Origin of the sequence: Oryzifoliimicrobium ureilyticum (assembly GCF_037199735.1) — a bacterium.
Classification (GTDB): domain Bacteria; phylum Pseudomonadota; class Alphaproteobacteria; order Rhizobiales; family Rhizobiaceae; genus Rhizobium; species Rhizobium ureilyticus.
In genome coordinates this window covers 228088-243487 of the sequence record NZ_JBBBVQ010000009.1, presented here as the reverse complement: position 1 = coordinate 243487, position 15400 = coordinate 228088, and the positions used below count along the sequence as shown (strand labels likewise).

Genomic DNA, 15400 nt, shown 5'->3' with positions numbered 1-15400 from the left:
TTCGGCACCGTCAGCCCCGCGTGCAGCCCCGGTCACGGCATCGCGTCCCATGGCGTCTCGTCCTACCGCTCCGGCACCCGTCAAGGCGGCCACGCCCACGGCTCGTCCGGTCTCGTCACCGGCCCGCTCGCTGCGCTCCAAGCTTGCCGGCGCCTTCGGTGGTGGGGGAGCCTCTGCCGCAGCATCACCGGCCGCCCCAGCAGGCGACCAGAACTGGGAAGAGTTTTAAGGGCTGTTGCGCCCAGACAGCTCGTACTGGGCGCAACCTCCACTAGAGATATTGCGGATGCGTAAGCCGCTTTTGCGTACTGTCATATGTTGAAAGCGCTGATCTGGTTGCTTCAGATCAGCGCTTTCGGTCTTTTTGCCTGAAGCAAATACCATTCAATCTTCGTTTTTGCTTCGGCGCGACTATCATCATGGAAAGAGAGCAAGGGGTCGCCGCCATGGGATTGAAATTTGCCGTCGGTGACATTCATGGATGTGCGGATGCGCTCGAGCGAATGCTCTCGCGTATAGACGCCTATGCTGCACAGGGGACCGTTGTGTTCCTTGGCGATTATATCGACCGAGGCCCATCCAGCTGCGACGTTCTTCAACGTCTTATTGCAGGCCCGCCCAGCGGCTGGACTTGGATATGCCTCAAAGGCAACCACGAAGACATGATGGTTGGTGCCTATTCCAGTCCTAATAAAAGAGGCTTGTGGCTCGACAACGGGGGCGTTGAGACCGAGATGTCTTATTCGGGTAAAGTTGATCCCCAACATCTTTCATGGGCGGCCGGTCTCCCGCTCATCCATTGCGATGACCACAGGATCTTTGTGCATGCCGGGGTTTCAACGCTCTTACCGCTCGATAAGCAGTCTGGTCGCGATCTTCTGTGGATGCGAATACCTGCAGGACATTCTGAAGATTACTGGGGAAAGCATCTCGTGCACGGCCATACGCCATCGGAATCCAACCCGAAGACAATTGGCAATCGCACCAATGTCGACAGCGCATGTGTCTTCGGCGGAAGTCTATCCTGTGCCGTATTCGATGACGACATCGCGGGTGGCCCAATCGATTGTATCGCAGTGCCAGCGTGAGCAATGCCGAGCAGATCTGTCCTGCGTGCTGACGAGAACGCAATCGCGGGCGCAAACCTGCGGGGCATAGCTGTTTGCTTGTGATTCCCGACCTATCCTAGATCCGCCATCCACCGGTCATTTTGCGGCTTGCGTGCCAATGGCTGTTCCCGTATACACGGCGGCGGGACACTCCTCCCCAACGAGGAGCTATCTATCTGGAAGGATAGCACATGGCAAAGACCGCAAAGCCGGACCTCCGTCCGAACAATACCCATTTCTCTTCTGGCCCCTGCTCGAAGCGCCCCGGTTGGACGCTCGACGCGCTTTCCGACGCTGCACTCGGTCGCTCGCACCGTGCCAAGGTTGGTAAGACGAAGCTGAAGCTGGCCATCGATCTTACCCGCGAAATTCTGGAAGTGCCGGCGGATTATCGCATCGGCATCGTACCCGCTTCCGACACCGGTGCTGTTGAAATGGCGCTCTGGTCGTTGCTCGGCGAGCGCGGCGTCGACATGCTTGCCTGGGAAAGCTTTGGTGCAGGCTGGGTGACCGATGTCATCAAGCAGCTGAAGCTCAAGGACGTGCGCAAGCTCGAAGCCGATTACGGCGCCTTGCCGGACCTTTCCAGTGTCGATTTCGATCGTGACGTGGTCTTCACCTGGAATGGCACCACCTCTGGTGTTCGCGTTCCCAATGCCGACTTCATTCCTGCCGATCGCAAGGGTCTGACGATCTGCGATGCAACCTCTGCGGCATTTGCCCAAAACCTCGACTTTTCAAAGCTCGATGTCGTGACATTTTCCTGGCAGAAGGTGTTGGGCGGCGAGGGCGCACATGGCGTGCTGATCCTCAGCCCACGCGCCGTTGAGCGCCTGCAGACCTACCAGCCGGCCTGGCCGCTGCCGAAGATCTTCCGCCTGACCTCGGGCGGCAAGTTGATCGAAGGCATTTTCACGGGTGAAACGATCAACACGCCCTCCATGCTCTGCGTCGAAGATTACCTCGATGCGCTGAACTGGGCGAAGTCGATTGGCGGTCTCAAGGCGCTGATCGCACGTGCCGACGCCAATGCCAAAGTCATCGGCGACTTCGTCGCTGCAAATGACTGGATCGCCAATCTGGCCGTCAAGCCGGAAACCGCATCCAACACGTCGGTTTGCCTCAAGATCGTCGACAAGGATGTTGTGGCGCTCGATGCCGATGGCCAGGCCGCCTTTGCCAAGGGCCTTGTCGCTCTCCTCGAAAAGGAAGGCGTCGCCTATGACATCGGCGCCTATCGCGATGCGCCGTCCGGCCTTCGCATCTGGGCCGGTGCGACCATCGAGACGGCCGACATGCAGGCATTGATGCCTTGGCTTTCCTGGGCGTTCGAAACCCAGAAGGCAACGCTTTCGCAGGCTGCGGCCTGAGGGCGGAAGGCTCCGCTTCGGCGGAGCCGGCCTGACGCATATTCATTTGCATTCCAATATCGCTGAATTCTTTTAGGAGGCCTGCAATGGCACCTCGCGTTCTCGTATCCGACGAACTCTCGGAAACTGCCGTCCAGATCTTTCGCGATCGCGGCGTCGAAGTCGATTTCCAGCCGCAGCTCGGCAAGGACAAGGACAAACTCTTCGAAATCATCGGCAATTACGATGGCCTTGCGATCCGCTCGGCGACCAAGGTCACGGAGAAGATCATCTCCGCCGCCAAGAACCTGAAGGTTGTCGGCCGCGCCGGGATCGGCGTCGACAATGTCGATATTCCGGCAGCATCGCGTCGCGGTATCATCGTGATGAACACGCCGTTCGGCAACTCCATCACGACGGCTGAACATGCCATCGCCCTGATGTTTGCCGTGGCACGCCAGCTGCCGGCGGCCGATACTTCGACCCAGGCCGGCAAATGGGAAAAGTCGAAATTCATGGGCGTCGAAATCACCGGCAAGACGCTCGGCGTCATCGGTGCCGGCAATATCGGCTCCATCGTGTGCGCCCGTGCTATCGGCTTGAAGATGCAGGTCATCGCTTTCGACCCGTTCCTGTCCAAGGAACGCGCCGAGGAGATGGGCGTTGCCAAGGTCGAGCTGGATGAACTTCTGGCGCGTGCGGATTTCATCACGCTGCACGTTCCAATGACCGACAAGACGCGCGGCATTCTCGGTCGAGAAAACCTTGCCAAGACGAAGCCCGGCGTTCGCATCATCAACTGCGCGCGCGGCGGCCTTGTCGATGAGCAGGCGCTGGCCGATGCCATTCGTTCTGGCCATGTCGCCGGCGCAGCGTTCGACGTCTTCGAAGTCGAGCCTGCCAAGGAAAGCCCGCTCTTCGGCCTGCCGAATGTCGTCTGCACGCCGCATCTGGGCGCTTCAACGACGGAAGCCCAGGAAAACGTGGCCCTTCAGGTTGCCGAGCAGATGTCGGACTACCTGATCAAGGGTGCCGTTTCCAACGCGATCAACATGCCCTCGATCACGGCCGAGGAAGCGCCGATCCTGAAGCCCTTCATCAAGCTTTCGGACGTGCTGGGCGCCTTTGTCGGCCAGGTGACAGACGAGCCGATCAAGGAAATCGAGATCCTTTACGACGGCATCACGGCCACGATGAACACGCGCGCGCTGACCAGCGCTCTTCTGGCGGGTCTCATCCGTTCGCAGGTGGCTGATGTCAACATGGTTTCGGCACCGATCATGATCAAGGAAAAAGGCATCGTCCTGTCCGAGGTCAAGCGCGACAAGACCGGCGTTTACGACGGCTTCATCAAGCTCACCGTCACGACGGAGCGCATGACGCGGTCGGTCGCAGGCACCGTGTTCTCGGACGGCAAGCCGCGCTTTATCCAGATCAAAGGCATCAACATGGATGCCGATGTCGGTCAGCACATGATCTACATCGCCAATACCGACGTTCCCGGCATGATCGGCTTCATGGGCACGACGCTTGGCAATGCCGGCGTCAACATCGCCAACTTCCAGCTCGGCCGCGACAAGCAGGGCGGCGATGCGATCGCGCTGCTTTATGTCGACGGCCCCATCAAGGAAGAGGTGCTGGCGCAGCTGACGGCAAACCCAGCCATCCGCCAGGCTCGTCCTTTGACCTTTGCTGTTGATTGATCCTGATGAAATTGGATGATCGAGGTGAGCCGGCGCAGGATTGCGTCGGCTTTCCTTTTTTCGGACAGCCCATCCAGCAAAGCCATCGGCTGGCGCTTTTGCCCTTGCTCAGTCCTTCCGGCCAGATAATGTCTTTCGATCCGGAGGGGAGTTTCATGAAAGCAAGATTGTATCTTATTGCTGCCTTTTGTGCCGCGCTTGGCCTTGGCTTCAACGGCTCGACCCATGCCTTCGCGCAGGATGCCAGCTTCGACGATGCGCTTCGAGCCTATAAGGATGCTCTGAAATCAAAGCAAAGCGAGATGCTGTCATCGGCAGAGGACAAACTCTGTGCTGTTGCACAAAAGGTCGCCATTCCAGACGGGGATAAGGCGCCGGCCAGTGAAGCGGCAGGCTTGAAGGACTGTGCTTCGGACAAGCTCTACTACGATTACGAAGCAAAGGGGCCCGACTACATCAAGGCGCGGATGTGTGCTTATGATGAGCGGGAGAGGGCGCAGGCCAATAAAGATGCGCCGGATGGCTCGCCGCTACAAGGGCCAGGCGTCTTGACCATGCTTTATGCAAATGGACAGGGCGTCTCCCGCAACTGGCCGCTTGCCTTTCGTTTCACCTGCGAGGCGGGAGGAGCACCGGCCGAACTGAGTGGCCGTCTGGAGCATCTGTCGAAGATGATGGATGAAAAGGACCCAAGCCCCATCTCCTTTTGCGACGACATCACGAGCGGCTACATGGCAGGCTTTTGCGCCTCCATCGACAGCGAGAAAAATACCTTCAAGCGAGAGGCCGAACTGAAGGAGCTCTTGAAGGATGTACCCGATCCGGCGCGCAGCAAATATGCCGTGCTGTCCGCTGCGGCCAAGAGCTTTATCGAAGCTCAGGCCAGCGCCGAACAGGACATGAGCGGCACCATGCGCGGAGCCATTGCGCTCGATCAGGAAAACAAGGACTGGGAAGAGTTCATGACGCTGATGCGCAGCCTGAAAAGCAATGACCAGACCTTGACCTCAGCCACCGATCCCAAGCAGGAGGATCGCAAGCTTAACGAGATCTATCGCAAGCTGATGGCGCTGCCCGGTCTGAAGCCAGAGGCAGATAATTCCGATACATCTGCCGATTATGGAACGGTCACGTCCAAAACCATCCGTGAGACGCAGCGACTTTGGATCGCTTATCGGGATGCCTGGGTCGATTTTGCCAAGGCGCTGCGGCCGTCCAGCGAAAACGCCATCCTGTCGCTGGTCACGGCAAAACGCGCCGCACAACTCAATGAAATCCTTAATCCCGATGGCAACTGATGGAGGCCTGTTGCAAGACGCCGCGTGTTACGCAGGCCGTTCATCTGCAGCCTCATCGTCTGGGCTTTTAGCCAGAGCTTTGAGTTCGAATGTGACAGTTATGCGTTGCTTCTCGTTTCAGACGCGCTACACTTCTATCCCTGATCGAGGAAAAGCCTGGGAGGAGCGGTTTCATGAGACGGATGTGGCCTGAAGAGTTCAAAGCGATCCTCGACAATGCCGAGGAAGTGATGCTGGAAATTCCTGCGACGGCACGCGAAGATGGCTCTTATGGTGATGCAACACATCGCAAGGCGCTGAAGGTTCGGGTAACGCAGGAAGATTACGAGCGCATCTGGCCCTTGGCCGATGCCCGGTATCGCCTCGATGGCAAGCTCGCCGGCAAAGCCGTGACGCTGATTGTCAACAATCCCCACTACCACAACTGGCATCCTGCCGATGGCGGTATTGAGGACAGGCAATCCGATAGCGGCCGGCATTACCAGACGAAATATGTCGTGGTCCATTTCCTTCTGGATGATGTCAGGGAAGCTGCGGCTGCCTGACGAAACGACCTATTATATCGCGGACCGCAGAGCAGCACGATACAGGTGTGCTTTGCGGCATTGCCCTGTGAGCAGTAGTCATGCGTCATAACGCCAACATGAACGCCTGGTAGTGACGTCCGGCGCGGTGCTGCGCTCACGGAACAGGCATTTCATGATTCCCCATCTTCAGACTGAGCGATTGACACTGCGACCTATGCGGATGGAGGATTGGCCTGACTACGAACGGCTGATGGCGTCAGAGCGTTCTGTCCATATGGGCGGTCCTTTTTTACAGCGAGAGGCCTGGGGCATGTTTTGTCATGACGCAGGTCTTTGGTCTCTAGTAGGTCACGGCGCGCTGATGATGGAGGACAGGGAAAGCGGGGTAGGACTCGGGCAGATCGGTATCAATGCGGGTCCTCTTTTTCCTGAACGTGAGCTTGGTTGGTTTGTCTATGAGCAGGCCGAGGGTAAAGGTTATGCCTTTGAGGCTGCGCATGCGATGCGCGATTGGGCATTTGAAGTGGCACAAATGTCTACGCTTGTAAGCTATATCTCTCCGCAGAATTGGCGCTCATGCCGGCTGGCGAAAGCTTTGGGTGGCGCTCTCGATGAAGCAGCACCGAGGCGTGATGTGAAGGATCTGGTTTACCGGTATTCGCCCAACCACATCGTGTCTCGGATGTCTTCGAATATCTTAGTCTAGTCTCGAAAGTGCTGTCTGACTCCGCAACTGTTGAATCAGTCTTTCCGGATAGCAGGACGCCAAGATTTGTGATTGAGATAGTTCCGGGTCCGTTTCTGGGGGTTTGGGCGGTACTGTCACGCTCGCAATGAAGATGACGCTTTGGGAGATCGATTGATGATCAGGAATGTTCTGAGCATTGCAGGCTCCGATCCGTCGGGGGGTGCCGGCATTCAGGCAGATCTGAAAACCTTTGCGGCGCGCGGCGTTTACGGCATGGCGGTCGTGACGGCTTTGACGGCACAAAATACGCAAGGCGTCAGCGGTGTGCATCTCGTACCGGCCGCATTCGTGCGTGACCAGATCGAGGCCGTCCTGACCGATGTCAGGGTCGATGCGATCAAGATCGGCATGCTGGGGACAGCCGAAATCATTCATGCCGTTGCCGATGCGCTTATCCCTTACAGCGATGTACCTCTCGTGCTCGATCCTGTCATGGTGGCCAAGGGCGGTTCCTCGCTGCTGCGCGATGACGCGGTAGAGGCGCTCATCGAACGGCTGATCCCGATGGCGGCGGTATTGACCCCCAATCTTCCGGAGGCTGCCGCACTGCTTGGAGAGCCGGAAGCTGGAACCCGCGCGATGATGGCAAGCCAGGGTGAAGCGCTCTGCGCCAAGGGTGCGCGGGCCGTCCTTTTGAAGGGCGGACATCTTGATGGCGACGAGTGCCCCGATTCGCTCGTCAGCGTTGCTGGCGTCAACTGGTTTTCCGCACCGCGCTTTGCGACACCGAACACCCACGGCACAGGTTGCACACTGTCCAGTGCCCTGGCCGCGGAGCTTTCCAAAGGCCTTCCTGTCGAGGAGGCCGTTCTCGTTGCCAAAGCCTATGTGACCGCTGCGATCGGTCAGTCTGGAAGCCTCAGCGTTGGCACTGGTCACGGTCCCCTTCAACATTTCCATGCGCTGTGGGGGCGGCTGGAATAGAGCATGTTTTGCGCCTCTGTGGCCAATATTGCTCTTTCGACGTGTTCGGGTTAGCCTTTTCGAAGGCCCATACAAAAAGGAGGTCGCCTATGTCATCGCGGGACGCCTGATCCAGCACTATGAGAACTTCTGCCTTTCGAAGAAAATACCCTTTGAACGCATTCAATCCGTCAGGCCGTATGACGATACAACGCTGTTTTGCAGCGCTGGCATGCAGCAATATAAAACTACATTTTCCGACACATCCTATTGCGGCACCATCGCCAATAGTCAGGCTTGCCTGCGGATGGGAGATCTCGATGAGATCGGCGACGGAACCCACTTCCTTCACTTTACAATGCTCGGGCTCTTTTCCTTTCGGGAAATGACGGTGGGCGATGCAATCGAGTTCTGGCTCGCTTACCTCGCAACGCTTGGATTGAAGCCGGATCATGTCACGATCCATCCGGATAAGATGGCGGAATGGACGCCTCTTTATCAAGATCGCGTTCCCATTATCGCAGACCCGGAATGTACCTGGAGCGATGGCAGCATTACCGGTTACTGCACAGAGTTCCATAAAGACGGGATCGAGATTGGCAATATCGTCAATCCGCTCGGCACCTGCATCGATGTTGGCTTCGGATTGGAACGGCTTGACACACTGGTCAATGGCACGCCTGCTAAAGATGCCGTGCAGACACTCATCGATGCGATCCTGCGCATCATTGCCAGTGGCTACGAACCATCAAACAAGGAGCAAGGTTACGTTCTGCGCAAGCTGCTTCGACGCCTTCATAAGCTTGGAGGGGCAATCGATCATCGCTTCTTCCAGATGGAAGTAGACCGGCAGGCCAGGCTGCGGGAGAAATACCAACGTCTGCGCATGCGCTATCCTGATCAAAGCTCGCAATGGTGGTTTGACACGCACGGGATCGACCTTTCCGAAATGTTGGCGCTTGATCAAACTTAAAAATATATGGCAGGGCCGTCTTGTAAAAGACGGTCCTTGCATCGTCTTTCGATATTCTTCAAGCAGCCGGAATTTGGTCATGATTTCATCCAGTTCATTCCGCAGCTTGGTAAGACGGCGGTGTCTAATATCGCCTTCTGGCGCTTTAAGGGGAATACATGGCAGATAAGATGGGTGGACCGCGACTGCGGGTTGCGGTGCTTTTTGGCGGGCGCTCTTCGGAGCATGAGGTTTCTATCATGTCGGCGACGAACGTGATCGGAGGGCTCGACCCACAGAGATTCGAGGTTCTGCCAATCTATATCACCCGTGAGGGCCGCTGGATCTTATCCAAGTTTGAAAACGGTAGCCTCAGCCGCCCGCATGATGGAACGGAGCTATGCCTTGTGCCGGGCGGCCGTGGACAGCTGATGAGGGTCAGTGGTAGCGAGGCGGTGCCTGCTGCGATCGATCTTCTCTTTCCGGTTTTGCATGGTCTCGGCGGCGAAGACGGTTCCGTTCAAGGGCTTGCCGAGGTTGCAGGCGTTGCCTTTGTCGGCTGCGACATCCTCGGCTCTGCCGTTGCACTCGACAAGGATGTCGCCAAACGCCTGTTGCGCGAAGCGGGCGTTCCTGTTGCAAGGGCCGTGACGGTGACGCAGAACGCTCTTCCCGATTTTGCGACAGTGGAAGCAACGCTTGGCTTGCCGGTTTTCGTCAAGCCGGCGCGACAGGGCTCTTCGGTCGGTGTGCGTAAAGTCAGTGCCAGCCAGGAATGGAAAGCGGCGCTTGAAGAGGGCTTTCGCCACGATGAAAAGCTTGTCGTCGAGGAGTTCGTGAAGGGCCGAGAGATCGAATTCAGCGTGCTTGAAGATGCCGATGGCACTCTTTACGTGTCGCGCCCTGGTGAAATCGTTCCGCATGAAAGCCACGGCTTTTACAGCTATGATGCCAAATACATCGACGAAGACGGCGCAGCCTTGAAGGTGCCGGCCGAACTTGATCCCGATCTTGAAAGCCAAATGCGAGCCATGGCTGCCAAAGCCTTCCGGGCGGCTGGTTGTGACGCAATGGCGCGTGTCGATCTCTTCCTGACCGAGAAGGGCCAATTCTTTATTAACGAGATCAACACGATTCCAGGCTTCACCAATATCAGTATGTATCCAAAGGCCATGGAGGCGAGTGGTGTCGACTTGAAGACGCTGATCGATCGCCTGATCGCATTTTCGATGAAACGCCATCGTGGATAACGCGGCCTGTGATAAAGGCTCGTCTATAACCTATGCGATAAGAAGAGTTTGTCGCAACTTGGACTTGTTCTGATCTGCGCAATCCCTACATAATTTTCGATGAGGACTCCGATAAGAATGCGTGTCATTACGATAGGGGAGGCGGCACGGCGCAGCGGCGTCAAGGTGCCGACAATTCGCTATTACGAGTCGATCGGACTTCTTCAGGCACCGAGCCGCAGCGAGGGCAATCAGCGCGCTTACGAAGAGGACGACATTAGGCGACTGGCGTTCATTCGACATGCGCGCGAACTGGGTTTCGACATCGAGGCGATCAGGGCGTTGCTGAGACTGCAGGACGATCCCGGTCAAAGCTGCGCCTCGGCAGATGCAATTGCGCGCGAGCGGCTCGTCGAAGTCGAGCAGAGACTGCGGAGCCTTGCTGCCCTCAAGACTGAGCTTGAGGCCATGGTTGCAGGATGCGGCCATGGAAAAGTCGGTGAATGCAAGGTGATTGAAGTTCTGGCCGATCACGCAAATTGTCTCCATGACCATCACGATCACGAAGCCACACAAACCTTGCGCAACCTTTGACACGTTTGTCGCTCCTGCGCGTCTTCGCAGGTCGGACCCCTTCTGCCAGTCTCTCTTAACTGCACGATACCGATTGCACGACGAAAGCAGGTTAAACCTGCGGCTGGTTCATTCTGCGCCTTAACGCAAGTCTTCGGGCGTGACGCCGAAGTGATCGAGAATAATAGCCACGTTTCTGCGGTGCGACTTGAAATAGACGTCGAAGAGATCGCCGACCAGCGGAATGCTTCCCGATGCCGCGTCAATCCCAAGGTTAATCGCCATCTTGGCGAGTTTTGCACTGTCGACGCCGAGACGCCTTGCTTCGTTGATGATGTACAGGCCGATCAGCGAGCCGGCGATATCTCCGATGCCGGGTACGAGGCCAAGCACCGAGTCTGCACCGAAGCGGATGCCTGTTCCCGGGATGCGCAAGGCTGTATCCATGATCCTTGCCACGCGGGCGGCGCGGCGAATACGGGCCAGCTCGTCGGGGCTGAGGAATGTCATGCGCGGATGCGGGTTCATGGCGCTTTTGTCCGTCCGTTAGATCGCTCTCAAATTTCAAATGGCGATGGTCGATGCCCTTTTAAAGGGTGCGCTTCCTCTTCGTGCTTATCGCGCGCCTGCTGCGCACGCGTATCAACCTCGAAGCGGTAACGATCTTTTCGTGCCGGCCAACGATGGCGTGCGAACGATGCGATAGCGGGCTTCAACCACGTTGTAGAGACCGAAGGCGGCAAGGCCGATAGCGACGATCATGTAGAGGGCCGCACCAAAAGGCAGCTCGTGGATCCATTGCAAGGCATCGGCCATATTGCCGGCTTCGTTTGGATCGACGCGGATGCCGGCATAGGTGAACAGAATGCCGGTGATTGAGAAGACAACCCCGCGTGCCACAAGCCCATAGATGCACAGCGCGGTCAAAGCCCGGTTATCTTTTTCGATATTTAGATAGCGCCGAAATTTCTGAGAGATGCCCTTAAAGGCGGTAATTGCGCCACCGATGACGAGGCCAAGGCCAATCGCGATGGCAAGATAGGAGCCGAAAGGCTGAGACATGACCCAATGGGCAAGACCCTTTTCGCCGGACGAGCCGCTCTGCGAGCCGAAGGACAGGGCATGGGAGAGCGCATAAATCGACAGACCGAAATAGGTAACCGCGCTTCCCAGCAGCGCCGCGCGGATGCCCATCGCTTTTGCGCCTGCACCATGGTTATCGACATCAGCCAGGGACTGGGCAAGACGCCAGGCAACGAAAGCCATGAGGCCAAGCCCGATCATGCCGACCCAGATGCGGCCAAGCGGTTGTTGCAACAGCGTGCTCAGTGCCGATTTCGTTTCGGGTCGCCCGCCAGCCACGCCCGAAAAGACGGCCAGGCCGGCAATCAACACGAAAACGATGCCGCGGGCCAGATAGCCAGATTTCGCAAGAAGATCGAATCGAAGATGATGTTGCATGAATTAATCCCTGGCCGTCCCGTAGCTGCATGGGCCTTGCGCTATAACGCTGCGATCTGGATTAGGTTCGCGTTTTTGCTTCCGAGCGCCCGCGCGGTCTGCAAAATGTACGGTTCGTGACGCGCCATCTTCTGAATTTGTTTATTCTTGCTCCATATGGTGCGCCATCCGTACCTGATGTGCGTGGCATATATGATCCGCTGTTTGCCTGAGACCAAAGCCGATTTTCCGCATGACGACTTCCGGTCGCTCTTTGCGATTCACCCGTCGCCGATGTGGGTCTACGATCCCGATACGCTGCAGTTCCTGATCGTCAACGATGCGGCAGTTGCCCTTTATGGCTATGCGGCTGAGGACTATAAGAGCATGACGGTGCTCGATATTCGCCCGCCGCAGGAGCAGCTGCGCATGCGAGATGCCGTCGAAGCGCGCAGCGATCTGGAAAAGCCCGGACAGTGGACGCACCGAAAGGCCAATGGCGAAGATTTCGAGGTCATGACCTATGGCCGACAGGTTCTGTTTGAAGGGCGGCGGGCCATTCTTGCCATCGTCCAGGACCGTACCGAGGTCAACGAGGCACAGCGCATGACGAGCGATGTGCGCAATCTGCTCGATACGATCCTGCAAAACCTGCCGGTCGGTGTCTTCGTCAAGGACACGCAGGACGACGATCGCTTTATTCTCTTCAATAAGGCCTGCGGTGCGATTGTTGGCCGGGCGCCGAGCGAGGTATGCGGCTTTCGAAACGGCGAATTGTTTCCCGAAGACCTCGCAGAACAATTTCATCGGCAGGATTTGGAAGCCATTGCAGCTGGTGGGGAGACGCTGACCTTCGAAGAAACCATTGTCGATTTCAATGGCAATGAAAGGGTTCTGCGCACCTCAAAGCGCGCACTGGTAACGTCGGGCATGGCAAGTCCGCGGCTGGTGGTTGGCATTTCGCAGGATGTGACGGATGAGCGTGCCGTCGAGAGCCGTCTTGCCCATATGGCCATGCATGATGGCCTGACCGGCCTGCCGAACCGCACCTATTTCGGCGATAACATCAAAAGACTGGCGGCCGCCGCAACGCCTTTGAATCCGATTGCTCTGCTTTACATCGATGTCGATAACTTCAAGCAGATCAACGACACCAAGGGGCACAGCGCCGGCGACCGGCTTTTATGCGAATTCGCTGACCGGCTGACGGCTTTTGCCAAGCCCGGCGATATGATCGCGAGACTCGGCGGCGATGAATTTGCCCTTGTTTTGCATTTAGACGGAGAGCGTCAGGCAGAACATACAGCAGGTAGCCTGCTCTCCCTTCTGACCCAGCCAATCGTTTTTGATGGCATTGCCGAGCATGTGACATGCAGTATTGGCATCGCGCTTGCGCCTGAGGATGGCGCCGATGAAGACGCTTTGCTGCGCCGCGCCGATCTGGCGCTATACGATGCCAAAGCCGCGGGACGATCCTGCTTTCGCCTTTATCGGCCGGAGCTTCTTCTTGCGGCGGAGCGCCGACATACGTTGACGGTCGAGCTCCGCGAAGCACTTTTGAAGAGCGAGTTCGAGCTTCATTACCAGCCCATCCTGTCGCTTGCCGATGATCGGATTGCCGGGTTCGAAGCCTTGGTGCGCTGGCGGCATCCGCGCAAGGGGCTGATCTCTCCAGCCGAATTCATTCCAATCGCTGAAGAAACCGAACTCATCGTTCCGATCGGCGAATGGGTGCTGCGTGAGGCTTGCAAGGCTGCTGCGCTTTGGCCCGCCTACATGAAGGTTGCCGTCAATCTTTCCGTCTGCCAGTTTCGCCAGGCGAGCCTTCTTTCCAACGTGGTATCGGCGCTCAACGAAAGCGGATTGCAGCCGTCACGGCTGGAAATCGAGATTACCGAATCCGTTTTCCTGGCCGACGTGGACCAAAGCCTGCCTTTGCTGCGCGCCTTGAAGGAACTTGGCATCCGCATTGCGATCGATGATTTCGGGATCGGCTACTCCTCGCTCGGTTACCTGAGGGCCTTTTCTTTCGACAAGATCAAGCTCGACCGCAGCTTCGTGGCGGGAATTGAAAGTGACGCCGGAAACCTTTCCATTGTGAAAGCGGTGGTTGGCATCGGCTCCGGGTTCCAGGTTGCGACGCTTGCCGAAGGGGTGGAGACACAGGCGCAGCTCGACCAGTTGCGCGCTGAAGGTTTGCAGGAAGCCCAAGGATACCTGCTTGGCCGGCCGATGCCGCTGGCTGATGTTATGAAGCTTTTAGGCAAGGAACTGCGCGCCGAACTGACCTAGCGTCGCCGTTCGGTTGCGTCAGGTCAGCACCAAGAGTGGTACAAACGCTCCCATATCTGCATAGCTGCTTTGCAGCATTTTCTGCAGTGCAGCACCTTTTCCTTTGCGGCCGTCCACCCTAACTCGCGGGGTATGCCCGACCTGATCGCAAACATCCGCGCCTCCGGCATCTGGCTTCCGAACTGGCTGGCCAGCCTTGCCATCTTTGGCGTTATCATCGCAGTCACGCTCTTTGCGCACCGCCTGCTGTTTCAGGTGCTGACGCGTATTGTGGCGAGCAAGGACCTCTTCTGGCGCTCGATGGTTTCTCGTTTGAGACGGCCGGTTCGCTGGGCGTTGCTGGTGCCGACGCTGTCTTTCGCAGTGGCCATTGCGCCGCTCAGCGACGAGCAGGCACGGGTGATCTCGCATGTGCTTCTTCTCTGTTTCATCGTACTCGTCGCCTCGATGGTCCGCACCGTCAAACATATCTGGATGACCGTCTATCTCAGGCGTTTCAAGCTCGACGCCGAGGATAATCTCCTGGCCCGTAAGCATGTCACTCAGTCGCGCATCATCGACCGCGTGCTTGATGTCATTATCGTTATCATTGCCGCGTCGGCGTGCTTGATGACCTTCGATGCGGTGCGGCAATATGGGGTCAGCTTGCTGGCCTCGGCGGGCGTTGCGGGTATCGTCCTCGGTCTTGCCTTGCAGCCTGTGCTGAAGAATCTCTTCGCCGGCATCCAGCTTGCCATCACCCAGCCGATCCGCATCGACGATGCCGTTCTAGTGGAAGGCGAGTGGGGCAAGGTGGAGGAGATCACCTCGACCTATGTCGTCGTCAAGATCTGGGACTGGCGACGGATGATCCTGCCGCTATCCTATTTCATGGAAAAGCCGTTTCAGAACTGGACGCGAGAGACCGCCTCGCTCATCGGTACTGTCATGGTCTATCTGGACTATACGGTCCCGGTCGCCGCCGTGCGCCATAAGGCCGAAGAAATCGCCAGGGCATCAAAGCTTTGGGACGGACAGGTCATCAATGTCGCCGTCACAGATTTTCGCGACAATGTCATGGAAATCCGTATCCTGGTGTCTGCCTCCAACTCCGGGCGCGTCTTCGATATCAGATGCGAAATGCGCGAAAAGCTGATCGATTTCATTCAGCGAGAATATCCGCATGCCTTGCCGCGCCTGCGCGCCGACCTGAAGGACGAGCCGTCGGCGCAGCGCATGGCGGCCGAATAAAATTATTTTTCAGTCAACCGAATAAAGCCGTTGGCTGGCGTGTTCTC

At 57.3% G+C, this 15400-nt stretch carries 14 protein-coding genes and 1 pseudogene; 13 read left to right on the top strand and 2 right to left on the bottom strand.

Annotated features, from left to right (window positions below; genetic code table 11):
* From VQ830_RS14645 to VQ830_RS14595, 11 genes and pseudogenes are all read left to right on the top strand, one after another.
* A pseudogene (locus VQ830_RS14645) lies at window positions 1-229 on the top strand (methyl-accepting chemotaxis protein); the annotation flags it as partial.
* A gap of 217 nt (window positions 230-446) precedes the next feature.
* Complete coding sequence (locus tag VQ830_RS14640; RefSeq protein WP_337268862.1) at window positions 447-1088, top strand: metallophosphoesterase family protein; 642 nt, start codon at window positions 447-449, stop codon at window positions 1086-1088.
* Window positions 1089-1300: 212 nt separating this feature from the next.
* Window positions 1301-2479 carry a phosphoserine transaminase gene (locus VQ830_RS14635; protein ID WP_337268861.1) on the top strand — a complete coding sequence of 393 codons (1179 nt, stop codon included), beginning with the start codon at window positions 1301-1303 and terminating at the stop codon, window positions 2477-2479.
* An 86-nt stretch (window positions 2480-2565) separates the two neighbouring features.
* Complete coding sequence (gene serA / locus VQ830_RS14630; RefSeq protein ID WP_337268860.1) at window positions 2566-4161, top strand: phosphoglycerate dehydrogenase; 1596 nt, start codon at window positions 2566-2568, stop codon at window positions 4159-4161.
* A gap of 155 nt (window positions 4162-4316) precedes the next feature.
* Window positions 4317-5459, top strand: a complete 1143-nt coding sequence (locus tag VQ830_RS14625) for a lysozyme inhibitor LprI family protein (RefSeq protein WP_337268859.1) — start codon at window positions 4317-4319, stop codon at window positions 5457-5459.
* Window positions 5460-5632: 173 nt separating this feature from the next.
* Window positions 5633-6004 carry a hypothetical protein gene (locus tag VQ830_RS14620; RefSeq protein WP_337268858.1) on the top strand — a complete coding sequence of 124 codons (372 nt, stop codon included), beginning with the start codon at window positions 5633-5635 and terminating at the stop codon, window positions 6002-6004.
* Between the two features lie 154 nt (window positions 6005-6158).
* A complete protein-coding gene (locus tag VQ830_RS14615) occupies window positions 6159-6692 on the top strand; it encodes a GNAT family N-acetyltransferase (protein ID WP_337268857.1) in 534 nt (177 codons plus the stop codon).
* A 156-nt stretch (window positions 6693-6848) separates the two neighbouring features.
* The gene (thiD, locus tag VQ830_RS14610; protein WP_337268856.1) at window positions 6849-7658 is read left to right on the top strand and encodes a bifunctional hydroxymethylpyrimidine kinase/phosphomethylpyrimidine kinase; all 810 of its coding nucleotides are present in this window, start codon (window positions 6849-6851) and stop codon (window positions 7656-7658) included.
* 28 nt (window positions 7659-7686) lie between these two features.
* Window positions 7687-8610, top strand: a complete 924-nt coding sequence (locus VQ830_RS14605) for an alanine--tRNA ligase-related protein (protein WP_438617953.1) — start codon at window positions 7687-7689, stop codon at window positions 8608-8610.
* A 158-nt stretch (window positions 8611-8768) separates the two neighbouring features.
* Window positions 8769-9839, top strand: a complete 1071-nt coding sequence (locus tag VQ830_RS14600) for a D-alanine--D-alanine ligase family protein (RefSeq protein WP_337268855.1) — start codon at window positions 8769-8771, stop codon at window positions 9837-9839.
* Between the two features lie 117 nt (window positions 9840-9956).
* On the top strand, window positions 9957-10412 hold the full coding sequence (locus VQ830_RS14595; RefSeq protein ID WP_337268854.1) for a MerR family transcriptional regulator: 456 nt from the start codon (window positions 9957-9959) through the stop codon (window positions 10410-10412).
* Between the two features lie 120 nt (window positions 10413-10532).
* Here VQ830_RS14595 and VQ830_RS14590 read toward each other — a convergent pair whose 3' ends face one another.
* Both VQ830_RS14590 and VQ830_RS14585 read right to left on the bottom strand, forming a co-directional pair.
* Window positions 10533-10919, bottom strand: coding sequence for a DUF4112 domain-containing protein (locus VQ830_RS14590; RefSeq protein WP_337268853.1), 387 nt, complete (start codon window positions 10917-10919; stop codon window positions 10533-10535).
* Window positions 10920-11033: 114 nt separating this feature from the next.
* On the bottom strand, window positions 11034-11852 hold the full coding sequence (locus VQ830_RS14585; protein ID WP_337268852.1) for a DUF1206 domain-containing protein: 819 nt from the start codon (window positions 11850-11852) through the stop codon (window positions 11034-11036).
* A 204-nt stretch (window positions 11853-12056) separates the two neighbouring features.
* Here VQ830_RS14585 and VQ830_RS14580 point away from each other — a divergent pair, with 204 nt between their 5' ends.
* Together VQ830_RS14580 and VQ830_RS14575 are read left to right on the top strand one after the other, a co-directional pair.
* Entirely contained in the window at window positions 12057-14123 is a 2067-nt protein-coding gene (locus VQ830_RS14580; protein ID WP_337268851.1) for a putative bifunctional diguanylate cyclase/phosphodiesterase, read from the top strand.
* 69 nt (window positions 14124-14192) lie between these two features.
* Window positions 14193-15353 (top strand): mechanosensitive ion channel family protein, encoded by a 1161-nt coding sequence (locus tag VQ830_RS14575; RefSeq protein WP_337268850.1) that lies wholly within the window; start codon window positions 14193-14195, stop codon window positions 15351-15353.
* Window positions 15354-15400 lie beyond the last annotated feature (47 nt).

Coding starts and splice junctions, on each gene's coding strand:
- VQ830_RS14615 (WP_337268857.1), top strand. CDS start 6,159: ATGATTCCCCATCTTCAGACTGAGCGATTGACACTGCGACCTATGCGG.
- VQ830_RS14595 (WP_337268854.1), top strand. CDS start 9,957: ATGCGTGTCATTACGATAGGGGAGGCGGCACGGCGCAGCGGCGTCAAG.
- VQ830_RS14600 (WP_337268855.1), top strand. CDS start 8,769: ATGGCAGATAAGATGGGTGGACCGCGACTGCGGGTTGCGGTGCTTTTT.
- thiD (WP_337268856.1), top strand. CDS start 6,849: ATGATCAGGAATGTTCTGAGCATTGCAGGCTCCGATCCGTCGGGGGGT.
- VQ830_RS14590 (WP_337268853.1), bottom strand. CDS start 10,919: ATGAACCCGCATCCGCGCATGACATTCCTCAGCCCCGACGAGCTGGCC.
- VQ830_RS14635 (WP_337268861.1), top strand. CDS start 1,301: ATGGCAAAGACCGCAAAGCCGGACCTCCGTCCGAACAATACCCATTTC.
- VQ830_RS14620 (WP_337268858.1), top strand. CDS start 5,633: ATGAGACGGATGTGGCCTGAAGAGTTCAAAGCGATCCTCGACAATGCC.
- VQ830_RS14625 (WP_337268859.1), top strand. CDS start 4,317: ATGAAAGCAAGATTGTATCTTATTGCTGCCTTTTGTGCCGCGCTTGGC.
- VQ830_RS14585 (WP_337268852.1), bottom strand. CDS start 11,852: ATGCAACATCATCTTCGATTCGATCTTCTTGCGAAATCTGGCTATCTG.
- VQ830_RS14640 (WP_337268862.1), top strand. CDS start 447: ATGGGATTGAAATTTGCCGTCGGTGACATTCATGGATGTGCGGATGCG.
- serA (WP_337268860.1), top strand. CDS start 2,566: ATGGCACCTCGCGTTCTCGTATCCGACGAACTCTCGGAAACTGCCGTC.